11 protein-coding genes and 4 pseudogenes are annotated in these 13,852 nt (G+C 62.0%); 4 read left to right on the top strand and 11 right to left on the bottom strand.

Annotated elements, in window-relative coordinates:
* Both GRZ55_RS21000 and GRZ55_RS20995 read right to left on the bottom strand, forming a co-directional pair.
* Positions 1-202, bottom strand: a 202-nt coding sequence (locus tag GRZ55_RS21000; RefSeq protein WP_306785621.1) for a carboxyl transferase domain-containing protein, incomplete at its 3' end; no start/stop codon positions are given.
* Entirely contained in the window at positions 202-783 is a 582-nt protein-coding gene (locus tag GRZ55_RS20995) for a biotin transporter BioY (protein ID WP_169288902.1), read from the bottom strand. The genes GRZ55_RS20995 and GRZ55_RS21000, both read right to left, overlap by 1 nt.
* A gap of 115 nt (positions 784-898) precedes the next feature.
* On the opposite strand from GRZ55_RS20995, the gene GRZ55_RS20990 reads away from it, so the two are divergent.
* Both GRZ55_RS20990 and GRZ55_RS20985 read left to right on the top strand, forming a co-directional pair.
* Positions 899-2,308, top strand: a complete 1,410-nt coding sequence (locus tag GRZ55_RS20990) for a short-chain fatty acyl-CoA regulator family protein (RefSeq protein WP_169288901.1) — start codon at positions 899-901, stop codon at positions 2,306-2,308.
* A 130-nt stretch (positions 2,309-2,438) separates the two neighbouring features.
* Positions 2,439-2,761, top strand: a pseudogene (locus GRZ55_RS20985) (IS630 family transposase); the annotation flags it as partial.
* 465 nt (positions 2,762-3,226) lie between these two features.
* Here the strand turns inward: GRZ55_RS20985 and GRZ55_RS20980 are convergent.
* A pseudogene (locus GRZ55_RS20980) lies at positions 3,227-3,829 on the bottom strand (IS630 family transposase); the annotation flags it as partial.
* 69 nt (positions 3,830-3,898) lie between these two features.
* Here GRZ55_RS20980 and GRZ55_RS20975 point away from each other — a divergent pair.
* Positions 3,899-4,495, top strand: a pseudogene (locus GRZ55_RS20975) (IS110 family transposase); the annotation flags it as partial.
* 169 nt (positions 4,496-4,664) lie between these two features.
* Here GRZ55_RS20975 and GRZ55_RS23520 read toward each other — a convergent pair.
* From GRZ55_RS23520 to GRZ55_RS20965, 3 genes and pseudogenes are all read right to left on the bottom strand, one after another.
* Positions 4,665-5,120 (bottom strand): IS110 family transposase, encoded by a 456-nt coding sequence (locus GRZ55_RS23520; protein WP_246734913.1) that lies wholly within the window; start codon positions 5,118-5,120, stop codon positions 4,665-4,667.
* 15 nt (positions 5,121-5,135) lie between these two features.
* Entirely contained in the window at positions 5,136-5,828 is a 693-nt protein-coding gene (locus GRZ55_RS23515; protein ID WP_246734918.1) for an IS110 family transposase, read from the bottom strand.
* 226 nt (positions 5,829-6,054) lie between these two features.
* Positions 6,055-6,492 (bottom strand): annotated as a pseudogene (locus GRZ55_RS20965) (hypothetical protein); the annotation flags it as partial.
* A 140-nt stretch (positions 6,493-6,632) separates the two neighbouring features.
* On the opposite strand from GRZ55_RS20965, the gene GRZ55_RS20960 reads away from it, so the two are divergent.
* The gene (locus GRZ55_RS20960; protein ID WP_246734912.1) at positions 6,633-7,265 is read left to right on the top strand and encodes an NADPH-dependent FMN reductase; all 633 of its coding nucleotides are present in this window, start codon (positions 6,633-6,635) and stop codon (positions 7,263-7,265) included.
* Between the two features lie 9 nt (positions 7,266-7,274).
* On the opposite strand, the gene GRZ55_RS20955 is transcribed toward GRZ55_RS20960, so the two are convergent.
* Genes GRZ55_RS20955 through GRZ55_RS20935 form a run of 5 tightly spaced genes read right to left on the bottom strand, consistent with a single transcriptional unit; the run spans position 7,275 to position 13,725 of the window.
* Positions 7,275-8,264, bottom strand: a complete 990-nt coding sequence (locus GRZ55_RS20955; RefSeq protein WP_169288899.1) for a fumarylacetoacetate hydrolase family protein — start codon at positions 8,262-8,264, stop codon at positions 7,275-7,277.
* A gap of 28 nt (positions 8,265-8,292) precedes the next feature.
* Entirely contained in the window at positions 8,293-9,114 is an 822-nt protein-coding gene (locus GRZ55_RS20950) for a cupin domain-containing protein (RefSeq protein ID WP_169288898.1), read from the bottom strand.
* A 44-nt stretch (positions 9,115-9,158) separates the two neighbouring features.
* A complete protein-coding gene (locus GRZ55_RS20945; RefSeq protein WP_169288897.1) occupies positions 9,159-10,316 on the bottom strand; it encodes an acyl-CoA dehydrogenase family protein in 1,158 nt (385 codons plus the stop codon).
* 34 nt (positions 10,317-10,350) lie between these two features.
* On the bottom strand, positions 10,351-12,492 hold the full coding sequence (locus GRZ55_RS20940) for a 3-hydroxyacyl-CoA dehydrogenase NAD-binding domain-containing protein (RefSeq protein WP_210257457.1): 2,142 nt from the start codon (positions 12,490-12,492) through the stop codon (positions 10,351-10,353).
* 24 nt (positions 12,493-12,516) lie between these two features.
* Positions 12,517-13,725 carry an acetyl-CoA C-acetyltransferase gene (locus tag GRZ55_RS20935; RefSeq protein ID WP_169288909.1) on the bottom strand — a complete coding sequence of 403 codons (1,209 nt, stop codon included), beginning with the start codon at positions 13,723-13,725 and terminating at the stop codon, positions 12,517-12,519.
* Positions 13,726-13,852: the final 127 nt, after the last annotated feature.

The following is a 13,852-nucleotide window of genomic DNA, read 5'->3' as shown; positions in this document are numbered from 1 at the left end:
TCTGTTCGGCCATTCCGAAATCCGTCGCCCGGTGGGCGACGAACATGTCGAATTCCTCGAAGGAGCCCTCGTCGAGGAGCACTTCGATGCGCTCGCGCGCGGTCAGCTTGCCCTTGGCGTGCTGGGCGGCGATCCGTTTTTCGCCGCCGCCCTGTCGGGCATGGTCCCGACGTTCGTCGAGTTGGACAAGTACCTCGAGCATCAGCGCGCCTCTCCGCCTTTGACCCACTTCCATACCGCAGGGAAGATTAGCGCGGCCAGCAAGGCCTTGACGACGTCGCCGAGCAGGAAGGGATAGAGGCCGGCGGCAAGCAGCGTCTCGCCATAGCCTGTGAAGAGGCCGAGCCAGGCAAGGCCCGGCAGGTAAACCACGCCGCCAGCGACCAGTGCGGCACCCATGGCAGTGACCGGGTTGCGGTCGAAACCGAAGCGGGCAAACAGGCCGGCGACGAAAGCGGCGAGCGCAAAGCCCAGAAGATAACCACCCGTCGGGCCCATCATGTAGGCAAAGCCGATGCCCTGCTGCGGGGTGCCGGCGAAGACAGGCAAGCCGCCCGCGCCCTGTGCGAGGTACAGGAGCACTGCCGCGGTGCCGCGCACGGGGCCGAGTGCCAGGCCAAGACCGATTGCGACCAGCGTCTGCATCGACATCGGCACGGGATAGAAGGGCACCTGCACCTTGGTCGCGATGATCATCAACAGGGAGCCTGCGAGAACCAGCAGCAGGTTCATCGCGAGTGTGCTGGAACGGCGCTTCGTGGAAATGGTGTCGAAAAGGGTCATTTTTGAACTCCATTGTCGCAGTTCTAAACCATGATCCGACGCTTGCGGTAAGATCTGTTTATGTGCAAAAGCAAAGATATAAACAATGTGAAATGCGAAGTGCGGAGTTGCAAATATGCCAGCCAAACTGTTCATTGGGCGCAAAGTCCGCGAGATTCGCGAGGGGGTCAAACTCACCCAAGCTGCCTTTGCCGAGCGATTGGGCGTATCCACCAGCTACCTGAACCAGATCGAAAACAACCAGCGCTCCACGTCAGCTGCAGTCCTGTTGGCTCTGGCCGAAAGATTTGCGGTTGATATCGCATCTATCGCCCAGAGCGATCATGATCGCGTACTTTCCGCACTCGTGGAGACGCTAGCAGACCCGGTTTTTGATGGGTACGCGCCAAATCTTCAGGAACTCAAGCTGGTGGCACAAAACGCGCCCGGCTTTGCAAAAGCGCTTCTCGATGTGCATCAGGCCTATAGTCGCAATGGTGAACAACTGGCCAGCCTGGACGACCGGCTGGGCGACTCTACCTCAAGGGGCGATCCCACCCCTTATGAGGAGGTAAGGGATTTCTTCCATTTCAGCGACAACTATGTCGATCTCCTCGACCGAAAAGCCGAAGAACTGGCAAGCCATCTGCGAATTCCCGATGCGGAAACAGGCACGGCTCTAACGACGCATCTAGCCAATCGAGGTGTTCGGACTATCCTGTTACACGAAAGCAGTCGTCTCCTGCGCCGCTATGACCCCGCATCCAGAACGCTCACCTTGAACGGATATGCCGCCCAAGCCACGCGCACTTTCCAAACTGCTTATCAATTGGCGGTGATCGAAGTCGAGCGTGAGGTAGAGTCGATCGTTGGGGCGGCTGGCTTCCGGACGAGGGAGGCAGCCGACATATGCCGGATCGGCCTGCGAAACTATTACGCAGGGGCACTGACACTGCCCTATGAGCGTTTTCGACAGGCGGCAAGGGAGCTTAGGCACGATCTCCACCTCCTATCGCTGCAGTTCGGCGCCAGTGTCGAACAGGTTGCCCACCGTCTCTCTACCCTCCAACAGCCCGGCAACAAGGGTACGCCGATTTTTTTTGCCCGCATGGATCATGCCGGCAACATTACCAAGCGGCACAGCGCCTCGAAGCTCCAGTTTGCTCGTTTTGGGGCCGCCTGCCCACTTTGGAATGTTCATCAGGCATTTGAACACCCCGGGCGAATATTAAGGCAGTTAGCTGAAACACCCGACGGTGCGCGATACCTGTGTATCGCGACCGAGGTGGTGAAAGTCGATGGCGGTTTTGCTGCCCCGCAGCGACGCTACGCCATCGCCTTAGGATGCGAGATCTCTTATGCTGGCGAATTTACATACTCCACAGGACTTGATGTCCGAAACAGGGGTTCTTTCCAGCCCATTGGAATATCTTGCCGCATCTGTGATCGATCCGATTGCGTTCAGCGCGCCGTACCACCGTTGCGTTATCGCCTAGAGGTCAATCATGAGGATCGAGACTTGATCCCATACCGTTTGGCGCACTGAATAGAGTGGATTAATCGGATCAAAAGAGTCCGAACTGGGATTCCCCTTGGCGAGCTGACGTGCGAGTCTGAGGTATGCGCAGCAACGTCTCCTCACTGTATCTCCCAACGATCGGCAGCGGTTGCGCGCGCGCCACGGCACGACGACGCTGTCTGCCGCCCTCAACGTGCTGGACGGCACGGTCATCGCGCAGAACATGCAGCGCCACCGCCATCAGGAGTTCATCCGCTTCCTCAACCGCATCGAGCGCGAGGTTCCGAGCGACAAGGCCATCCATGTCATCCTCGACAACTACGCCGCACACAAGAAGGACAAGGTCCGCGCCTGGCTCGCGCGCCATCCGCGCTGGACCTTCCACTTCACGCCAACCTCGTGCTCGTGGCTCAATGCCGTCGAGGGATTCTTCGCCAACTCACCCGGCGCATGCTCAAGCACGGCGTCTTCCACTCCGTTACCACATGTTTGCCTGAGATAGGGCGACCCGTCTCACAGGCGAATATGTGGTCTCGATGGGATAACGGCCCTCTGCCCCCGAGACCGACGTCTGTCGGTTGAGGCTGTCGTCCCTCACAATGAAGGTGTGAACGTCGTCATGGCCGACACCAGCGACGACGACCGGCACAGCCAAGGAATGCTTCCCAGCTAGTCCGCCAGCATGCGTATATGCCTGCGGATAGGGCCACCTTGTAGTCGGTGGTGCATCGACGAGGGATGATTCCGATGTCGACCTGATCACGGGACAGGCAGCGATAGCCTACCGGGACCCGTTGACCGTTGATGCAGCGGTCTCAGAGGAGACGCTACGCCTGTTGAGCCCGCTGGGAATCGAGGCCGCTCTGATGGCGCCCGCCTCACGCGACGCCGAGATCGCCGACACACGCCCGCGCGATAAGCGATCGGTACTAGAGCATTTTTCATTCAATCCGGCTCGTATCCTGCTGCAATGAAGAAGTTGCGGCACTCGTCGTCGGTGAACTGATTGATCGCCTGTTTTATGGCCTCCGACAGGTCCGGGATCGTTCTGGCTGCGGCTTTTCTGAGCAGCGCCTTGAGCTTTGAGAAGGCCATCTCAGGGATTGAAATCGGGCGAGTAGGGCGGCAAATAGTGCAACCGCGCGCCAGCCGCCTCGATCGCCTCACGCAAACCGGCGACCTTGTGGGCGGGCAGATTGTCCATCACGACGATGTCGCCAGGCGTCAGTTCGGGCACGAGTGCCTGATCGACATAGGCCAGGAATGCGTCGCCGTTCATTGGTCCGTCCAGCACCATGGGCGCGGTCAACCCCCGAGACGAAGTCCGGCTGTGAAGGTCGTGGTTTTCCAATGGCCATGGGGAACTGCCGCCCGGCATCGTTCTCCGCGGCGGCTTCGTCCGCGCAGCCTCGCCATTGTGGTCGTCGCCCCGGTTTCATCGATGAAGACAAGCTTCTCCGGATCAAGATCAGGCTGGCCCTCAAACCACGCCTCGCGCGCATCGGCTACGTCGTCGCGCTCCTGCTCGGCGGCATGCGCCGTCTTTTTGGAATGGCCCGCCCCCCCCGTCGGCTCCGAGTTATGGTGCCGGTGTGTTTGAGAGGAAGGAGCGAACCGATGACCATCGTGACCCTTGGAATTGATCTGGGCAAGAACCTGAACAGCGTCGTGGGCCTGAACTCGGAGGGGCAGGTCGTTCTGCGCCGCCGCGGCAGGGGAGCGACACTCGCGGACCTCGCGGGTAGTCTTCCACCCTGCACCGTTGCCATGGAGGCGTGCTGGGGTGCTCATCATGTCGGTCGTCTCTTTGCCGCGAAAGGGCATGATGTCTGGCTGATGTCGCCCGAATATGTCCGCCCTTACGTCCGAGCACAAAAGAACGACGACAACGATGCGGCGGGGATTGCAGAAGCAGCGACACGGCCGACCATGCGCTTCGTCGAGTTGAAGAGCCAGGATCGGCTCGACCTGCAGACCCTGCATCGAGCCCGCTCTCGTCTGGTGGCAGCGCGGAGGACGCTCTTGAACCAGCTTCGGGCAATACTGCTCGAGCGTGGACAAACCTTCCGGCAAGGGCGGAAGGTTTTCGAACGGGAAATCGATCCGTTCCTTGCCGAACCGCCTTCGGACCTTTCGCCCCGCGTCCTGATGCTCATCGACGAGATGCGAAGCGAGTGGCGATCACTTGACGAGCGGATCGATGCCTTCGATCGAGCGGCCTCGTCCAGCAGCGTGTCGAGCTGGTCGCGGATTGCCGTGAGTTTCAGCCGATTGAGCGTGGCGATTAGCACGTCGTGATCCACAGTCGTCATCACCAGCCTACTCCGACAACCGCCTCGTAATCCGCAAGCGGCCGCAGCAGGGCGGGGGGACTCCCCACCGTTTAACAAGAGGTTTTCTGGGTAGCCAGGGAAGGGTTGAAGGTGGTTCCGGCTTTCAGCAGGGCACAAGCGACGTTGAGGAGGCGGTCGGCGACGGATCGCAGTGCACGACCGTGGCTGTGACCTCGACTTCGAAGGGCGGCGTACTTCAAACGGCTGCTAAGGTCGTGCTGAATGGAGACGCGCGCCCAATGGTACATGGCGTTGGCGAGCCGGTCGTGGCAGGCCTGTTTTCTGACGACGATGCAACTCCTGCCCGACCGCTTGGTGACCGGCGCGACTCCTGTCAAACTGCGTAAGGTGGCGTAGTCACGTCGCTGCAGGGCAGCGAAAGCTTCTGCAAGCAGCGTGGCGAGGACGATCCTTCCCACTCCCGGCAAGGATGCGAAGATCTCCACGTCATGCTGCTTTGTCTGTCCCGGCTCAGCCTCCTCGGTGGGGATGAGGCGGGCGGTCAAGGCATCGAGCTGATGCTAGGCTTGCTTGAGCTGCCGGTTCACCAGGCGGATGCGCGCAATGAGCATGTCGACGTGGGCGCTGGCGGCCTCGGTCGTCCCAGCGGCGACCTCAACGGGTGGTTTGCGCAGCACGGCGAGCACATGGGCGGCATCGAAGCGGCGGATGGGATGGCGCTTGAGCAGCGCCGGAAAGTAGCGCCAGAGCTGCTCGCGCATGCGGTTTGTCAACCGGTTGCGCTCGGCCCCGAGACCCTCGGCAAGGCGTGACCACTCGGGCAATTCGATGACGACGGGAACGGCGGCCGCGAGCGGCCGGAAGCACCGCGGATCGGTGCGCATGGCCGAGGCCATCACTTCGGCGTCGCGGCTGTCGTCCTTGGCGCCGGCAAGGGTGAAGCGGTCGCGGAAGCGATCCATTTGTTTCGGATTGATGGCGTGCACCGTGAAGCCGCGCTCGATCAGCGTTTCGACCACGGGGCCATGCGGCACCTCGATCGCGACCTGGATCTGGCCCGCCTCGAGCGCACCGCTGTTCGCCGTCAACCAGGCCGCCACCTCGGCGAGGCCCACGCCGCCGTGCCTGAAGACCCTTTCGCCGATTTTTCGGCCATCACCGTCCGTGAGGAACACATGATGGCTCTGCGACGCCCAGTCGACGCCGGCATACCATTGTTTCTGATCGGTCATTCCCTCTCTCCGTTCGAGCATGCGCGCCACCGCGATCCTCGCCGATCCCTGTATTGGCGCTCGGATAAAGCTCTACAGATCCGGCGCGGACTCCCCACGGGGCATCGATCACGGCCAATCCGACGGGGCACGCGTCCCCCCCAGGTGGTCGGGCCACAGGGGGCGATTGGTCGCTCCCGACGTATCGGCTCGGTTCGGGAAAGCTACGCCGATTCGGGCCGTCGCCCGTGGGTCACGCTACGTTCCGCTACGCTTCACTTCGCGCGACCCACGTCGTGCATCCAGAAGCCGCCGGGAAAAGGTATAGGGGCGGAAGCTCGAGGGGCGCCGCGGCCCGCACCGGCCCCTCGGCTCCGGCCACGCCGACAAAATGCGCCCGGTCCACGATCCGTTGCCGCCGACCCCGGCACACGGGATGATCGCCCACGACCCCGCCAGTACCACGACCTGAACGCTCTCGCCGATCAGGCGCCAGGGCACCGAGTTGCTGTTCGTGTCGAGGTCGATCGCGCAGTTGGCCTGGACCTTGCGCACCAGATCCCGCAGCTGCCCGAACGGCGCCCGGCCCGCGGCGTGAAGCCCCAGTGCCGGCCGAAGGCAGCAGGCGCGAATTGAACCTGATCTCGCGCATCACCGCGTCATGATGCTCGACCAACGCCTTCGCATTATCCAAAAGCATGGTCAGTCTGGTGGAACTGATCCGATCACCAAATGTCCCCGGCATTGCATAGGCAATAGTGTTCGAGCCAATTGGGGCACGATTTACCCCGAAGCATTTCTCCGTACTGTAGCGTGAGATCGATCAATATTCTGGGAGAAAACAGGATGCTCATGGAGAACCCCAACCGATCCGTAGGCTTTTTCGGACCCGCGAACGAGAATCGCTTGCCCCTGATAGTCGGGGTTGGTGGAACCACGAGGGAAGAATCCTCATCCGAGCGCGCGCTACGCAGGACGCTTTCGTTCGCTAAGACCCATGGCGCGAGAACGGTGGCGGTAACGGGTTCCGCGCTACCGGATTCCATCTACGATCCCGTGAAGAGTGAGCGCTGCCCGAAGGCGTTTAGCCTGATCGAGCTACTTCGCTCCGCTGACGGCGTGATCTTTTCGTCTCCAGCTTATCATGGGTCGATTTCCGGCTTTCTCAAAAACGCACTCGATTATATCGAAGACATGCGGGACGACGACCAACCCTATCTGGAAGGAAGAGCAGTAGGACTGATCTGCTGCGCTATGGGCTGGCAGGCAGGCGGAGCTACCTTGGGCGCAATGCGGTCGATCACCCATTCGCTGCGCGGCTGGCCGACGCCGATTGGGGTTCTCATCAACTCGGCTGCGACGGGTTTTGGAGCGGACGACAGATGCCTGGACGAGGCCATCGACCAGCAACTCCGTATCATGGCCGGACAGATCGTGGAGTTCGCCTTCGCAAGGAACTCGGCGAGGCGGTACGGCTGACCGCCAAACTCAAGAACGACGGCTGCAAACGACCGCTTGCTCGATAACGCCGAAAATCGACACGCCATCTTCATGGAACGCCTCGATACGCACCTTGTCGCCATGCTTGAGGAAAGGCGTCGTCGGAACACCGCCTGACAGTATTTCGAGCGCACGTTTTTCAAGGATGCAGGACGTGCCCCTCGATTCGTCGCGATTGGCGACGGTGCCGACGCCGATGATCGAGCCCGCTTCAATCTCGCGGGTACGCGCGAGATGGCTGATGAGGTCGCGGAAATCGAACGAAGCATCGGTCGCTCCGTCGGGCTGCCCGAGCAGTGTTCCGTTGACCCGGCTGACAACCGGCCGCGAGAGCATCGCGCCCGCCCAGGCTTCTCCCAGCGTTCCCGGGGAAACTGCGACCGGTGAAAAGGCGTTCGCCGGCTTGCACTGAAGAACACCGAGACCCTTGGCCATTTCTGCCGGCTGAAGGGCGCGTAGCGACACGTCGTTAACCAGCAGCACGAGCTTGATGTGTGCGGCGGCGGAATCCCTTCCCACGCCCATCGGAACGTCGTCAGTGATGACGCATATGCCCGCTTCAAGATCGATATCCCAAGCTTCGTCGTGAACGATGATCGAATCGCGCGGCCCGACGAAACTGTCAGAAGCGCCCTGATACATGGCCGGCTCCTCATAGAGCGTGGCAGGCAGATAACGGTTGGTTGCTCGCCTGCATCGCTCGAGATGCGCTAGGTAGACGCTTCCTTCGGACCATTGATAGGCCCTGGGTAAGGGTGAATGCGCCAGCCGCTGATCGAAGGAAAAAGCATCTTCCCTGCCGCCTCCCTCAAGCTCGGCATAAAGAGTTTCGAGCATCGGTGCACAGCGTGTCCAGTCATCCAGCGCGGCCTGCAGAGTGGGAGCGATGCCGGTAGCCCGCACTGCGGCAGAAAGATCGCGGTTGACGACGACGAGCGCGCCGTCGCGCCCGCCCTCCTTCAGGCTTGCAAGCTTCAACGCTGCGCCACCGAACTTCGCAGACCGGTCATGCGGGGGGAGGCGATGCTGGAATCGTATCGTAGTCGGCTGGCAGGCAAAGCTCGATCACCGAATAGTCGGAAGAAAACGATGACACGTTATGGAGCATGCCAGCGCCGATGCACATGGCGTCTCCCGCGCCAATGGGGATTATATCACGCGTCACCGCGGAGATTTCTCCGTTCCCGGTCAGCACGTAGAAAAGTTGCCCCATCGAATGGTAGTGCCAGCCCGTGCCCCCGGCCGGCGCCGCTCCGTCGACCTTGACAAGGTGAATGTGGATGCGGCCGTTCGTCTGGCCCTGCGATCCCAGATCACGATACCGCATGAAGCTGCGCGGCCCCTTTCCCGTCTGGTAGTTGCCGGGGGTTTCGCGATTGATTCCCAAGTCGTTGCCGACGGGTGCATCGAACTGGAAGATCGAAGAGAAATCTCCCGGTCCGAGCGCGCTTTCGAAATTTGGAACGCGGATGTCCATCGCCTCAAAATCATCGGCGAATCGAAAGTTCCGCGCCCTTTCCAGAAGCGGCAAGTGGATCGCATCGAATTTCGAGAGGGTTGCGGTTCGCCCATCCTCGACGTCGAACGTCAGGGTACCAGAAAGCAGGAAGAGCATCCTGAACACGCTGTCGTCCGTGTCGGGCCACTGCTCGATCGGTGCCCCATCGGGCGACCGCAAGTTGCGCGCTCCGATCTCTCCACCGGAAGCTTTGCCAAGGCCTAGATCCCGGGACTGGAGGGCGCCGGCGTCCTTCCAGACCGCATCCCTGAGCGGTGAGAAGTCGAACGCCACCAGTGGCGCTTCATAAGGACTGGGTGTGGACTTCATGATCTCTCCTCCCAAGATATCAGGCCAGCGAAGGCGCGTGCCCCTCAGTTCATCTTCCGCTCATCGAGACCAAGCTTGCGGCCGATGATCTCCTTCATGATCTCCGAGGAACCCGCGAAGATGCGCGACACCCTCGCATCGGTGAACATGCGCGATATGCGATACTCGCTCATGTACCCCGCGCCGCCGTGGAGCTGGACGCATTCGTCCATCACGCGGTTCTCCAGTTCGGAGGCGAGGTACTTGGCCGCCGCTGCCGTGTCGCCGCTCAGATCCTTGCGGTTGTGCAGCAGCACGCACTGATCGACGAACGTTTGCATCGCGTCCAGCTTGGCCCGCATGTCGGCCATCACGAAGCGCGAATTCTGGAACTTGCCTATAGCCCGGCCGAAGGCGCGCCGTTCTTTGACGAACTCCAGCGTTATATCGAACGCGGTCTGTGCCGAGGCCATCGAACTGATAGCCGCAACCAGGCGCTCACCGGCCAGAAAACTGGTTAGGTACTGGAAACCTTTGAGTGGATCGCCGAGCACGTTTTCCTTGGAGACGACCACGTCGTTGAAGAAAAGCTCGGACGTGTCCTGCGCCTCCAGCCCCATTTTTTTCAGGCGCTTTCCGCGCTGGAAACCGGCCATGCCGGCTTCCACGACGAACAGGCCGATGCGATGGCTTTCCGTGGCCGAGGTACGCGCAGCAACGATGACGAGGTCGGAAATCTGTCCGTTTGAAATGTAGGTCTTCGAGCCGTTGAGCAGCCAGTGGCTGCCCTTGTCGACCGCCGTCGAGCGCATCGCCGCAAGATCACTGCCGCAGCCGGGTTCGGTGAGCGCGATGGCAAGGATCGTGTCGCCGCTGATGCAGCCGGGTAGCCAGCGCTGCTTCTGCTCCTCGGTCCCCAGCCCTCCGATATAGGGCGCGACTAGACCGGAATGGAGGTGGATGTAAAAGCCGAGGTCGCCGTGGCGGGAATTCTCCTCCGACACAATCTGCTCGTAGCGGAAATCGTCCGCGCCCGCGCCGCCATAGGCCGGATCAGCCCACATGAGAAGCAATCCCAGATCGCCCGCCTTCTTGTAGGCCGAGCGATCGACGAAACCCTGCTCGCGCCACTTCTCCGCATGCGGACCGATCTCCCTCTGGAAGAATCGCCGGACGGTATCCCGGAACTGTTCGTGCTCCGGCTCGAAAATCAGACGTTCCATGGGCTGCTCCGTCCAGCGTTGGTGGTTGGGCGGGTCAGGAATAGAAACCGCTGCCGGCGGCCGCCTTCTGCCGTAGCCAATCGGAGGGCAGGAAACGGGCTCCGAACCGTTGGGCGAGGCTGTCGCATTCGGCAACGAACTCGGGCAGGCCCACGGTGTCGATAAGCGAGATCGTTCCACCCGCATAGGTCGGGAAGCCCCAGCCGAGGACCGACCCCAGATCGCCGTCCACCGGGTCGGCGAGCACGCCCTCTTCGAGACAGCGGGCCGTTTCGAGCGCTTGGATGTAGAGAATGCGTTTCTTGACCTCTTCGACATCAGGCTGCTCCGCCGCAGCCGGGAAGGCGTCCTTCAGGCCCGTCCAGAGATGCTTTCTGCCGCCTTCGGGATAATCGTAGAAGCCGCCGCCGCCCTTGCGGCCCGGACGCCTGAACTCGTCGAGCATCCGCCGCATCACGTCGTAGGATACGGGAAGCTTGTAGGCGGTGCCCATTTCGGCCTCCGCCTGCTTCGCGATCCTCATCGGCAACTCGATCGTCACCTCGTCGGTGACGGCGAGCGGGCCGACCGGCATGCCCGCCTGCTTCGCCGCGTTCTCGATCAGCGCCGGAGCCACCCCTTCCTGGAGCAGCGCCATACCTTCGTGGATGAAGGTCTGGAACACGCGGCTGGTATAAAAACCGCGGCTGTCATTGACCACAATCGGTGTCTTGCGGATCTGACCGACGAAGTCGAGCGCGCGCGCCAGCGTCGCCTCGCTGGTCTTCTTGCCCAAAATGACCTCGACCAGCGGCATTCGGTCGACGGGCGAGAAGAAATGCAGGCCGATGAAGTCGGCCGGCCGTTCGAAGGCTTCGGCGAGTCCCGAAATCGGCAGCGTGGAGGTATTGCTCGCGAACGGGGTTGCCGCCGGGATGACTGCCGCGGCCCTCGCGGTCACGTCGGCCTTGATCGCGGTGTCTTCGAACACCGCCTCGATCACCAGGTCGACGCCGGCCATGTCGGCGTAATCGACGGTCGGGCTGATGCGAGCCAGAACCGCATCGGCCTGCGCTTGGGTGCGGCGCTTGCGTTCGACGTCCCTGCTCAGCAGGGATGCGGAATAGGCCTTTCCCTTTTCCGCCTGCTCCATGGTGGCGTCGAGCAGGATCACGTCGATGCCCCCTGCTGCCGCGACGTGGGCGATACCTGCGCCCATCATGCCCGCACCGAGCACGCCGAGCGTCTTGACCGGCGATTTGGGAATGCCGGCCGGGCGTCGTGACAGGCGGTCAGCCTTGCCCTTGTTCAGGAAGGTTGTTCGGATGATGTTGCGTGCAACTGGCCCCGAAAGCAACCGGGCGAAATGCTTGCCCTCGATGCGCAGGCCCGCGTCGAAGGGCAGTTGAATACCCTCGAAGACGGATGAGACGATTGCGATCGGCGCGGGATAGTTATGCAAGGTTTTAGCGGACGCAGCCGGCCCCGCCATGGTGAAATGCTGGGCGAGTTTCAAGTTAAGAAGGCCGAGCGCCTCCGGCGGCTTGTACCCCTTTCTGTCCCATTCGCGCAGCGGATCAGGATTGCCGCGCAGCCAGCGGCGCGCGGCCTCCAGAAGATCAGCGGCGGGAACGACTTCGTCGACGATGCCGCGCGCCAGTGCCTCGGCCGGCGGAACGCTTTCGCCGCCGAGCAGCATGGACAGTGCTCTTTCGACACCGACCATGCGCGGCAGGCGCTGCGTTCCGCCGGATCCCGGGAGGAGCCCGACATTGACCTCCGGAAGGCCGACGACAGCCTTGGGATCATCGACAATGACGCGGTAATGGCACGACAGGACCAACTCGCAACCGCCGCCCAATGCGAGACCATTGATCGCCGCCACGAACGGCTTGCCGCAGGTTTCCATGCGCCGGTGCATGTCGGAAGGGGCCTGTCGGAAGGCAAGTGCGTCCTTGACCGTCATGCCCTTGTCGAAGGCCGCGCCAAGAAACTTCAGGTCGGCGCCGGCCATGAAGGCGGGTTTCGCCGAAGTAACGATGGTGCCCTTGATCGCGTCGTCGGCAGCGATCATCTCGATGGCTTCGGCAAACTCGGAGATGAACTCCGGCGAGACGAGATTCATGGACTCGTCGGCGTTGTCGAGCGTGAGGACGGCGATGCCGTCCGCCTCGATGTCGAGCTTGATGTGCTTCATGTCCTGTCCCGTCGGTTCCGCGCTTCAGACGCGTTCGATGATGGTCGCGGTGCCGAGTCCGTTGCCGGCGCACAGCGTGATAAGGGCGGTGTTGAGGTCGCGCCGCTCGAGTTCGTCGAGCACGGTGCCGAGGATCATCGCGCCGGTTGCGCCCAGCGGATGCCCCATGGCGATCGCGCCGCCATTGACGTTGACGATCTCCGGATCGAGGTCGAGCGCGCGCATGAAGCGCAGCACGACGGAGGCAAAAGCCTCATTGATCTCGAACAGGTCGATGTCGGCCTTGGTCATGCCCGCCCGCTTGAGCGCTTTATTGGCTACGTCGGCGGGCGCGGTGAGCATGATGGTCGGCTCGCTGCCGATCGAGGAGAAGGCGCGGAAGCGCGCGCGCGGCTTTAAGCCCGACGCCTTGCCGAAATCGTCATTACCGACGAGTACGGCGGCTGCTCCGTCGACGATACCGCTCGAATTGCCGCCCGTATGGACATGATTGACGGCCTCGATCTGCGGATAGCGCATCTGGGCGATCGTATCGAAGCCACCCTTTTCACCGAGCGCCGTAAAGGCGGGCTTCAGACCCGCAAGTTGCTCGAAGGTGGTGTTTGGACGCATGTACTCGTCATGGTCCAGCAGCACGTCACCGATCACGTCCTTGATCGGGACGATGGCGTTTGCGAACCGCTTGCCCTGCCATGCCGCGGCCGCCCTGCGCTGGCTTTCGAGCGCGTAGTTGTCGACGTCGGCGCGCGAATAGCCGTCGAGCGTGGCGATCATGTCTGCGCCGATGCCCTGGGGAGCGAAGTAACTGTGATAGCTAACCCACGGGTCGGCTGACCACGCCCCACTGTCGGCACCGATATAGGTGCGCGACATGCATTCCACGCCACCACCGACCGCTGCGTCCGACTGGCCAGCCATGATGTGAGCCGCGGCGGTGTTGACTGCTTCGAGCGCGGAGGCGCAAAAGCGGTGCATCTGGACGCCGGCCACGCTTTCGTCGTAGCCGGCGACGAGCACCGCCGATCGGGCGATGTTGCCGCCCTGCTCGCCAACGGGCTGCGCGCAGCCCAGCACCACATCATCGAGCAAGGTGGTATCGAGCTCACTGCGGTCGGAAATCGCCTTGAGCACCTGCGACGCCAGCTGCACCGCGGTCACCTCGTGAAGTGCGCCATCGGCGCGACCCTTTCCCCGGGGCGAGCGGACATGATCGTAGATGTATGCCTCGCGCACTGAGAACTCCTTTCGGGACAAAAGCGGAATCGCTTCATCGTCATTGTCTTGGGTGCCGTCGCGGGGCGGAATCCGCACCTATCAAAAGAAAGGGGATTGCAGACGCGGACGCCCCTCCCGACGGCGG

The sequence above is a fragment of the Chelativorans sp. ZYF759 genome, from assembly GCF_012911015.1.
In the GTDB taxonomy this organism is placed as follows: Bacteria; Pseudomonadota; Alphaproteobacteria; order Rhizobiales; family Rhizobiaceae; genus ZYF759.
Note: the sequence above shows the minus strand (reverse complement) of the source record. Positions and strands in the feature narration are given on the sequence as shown.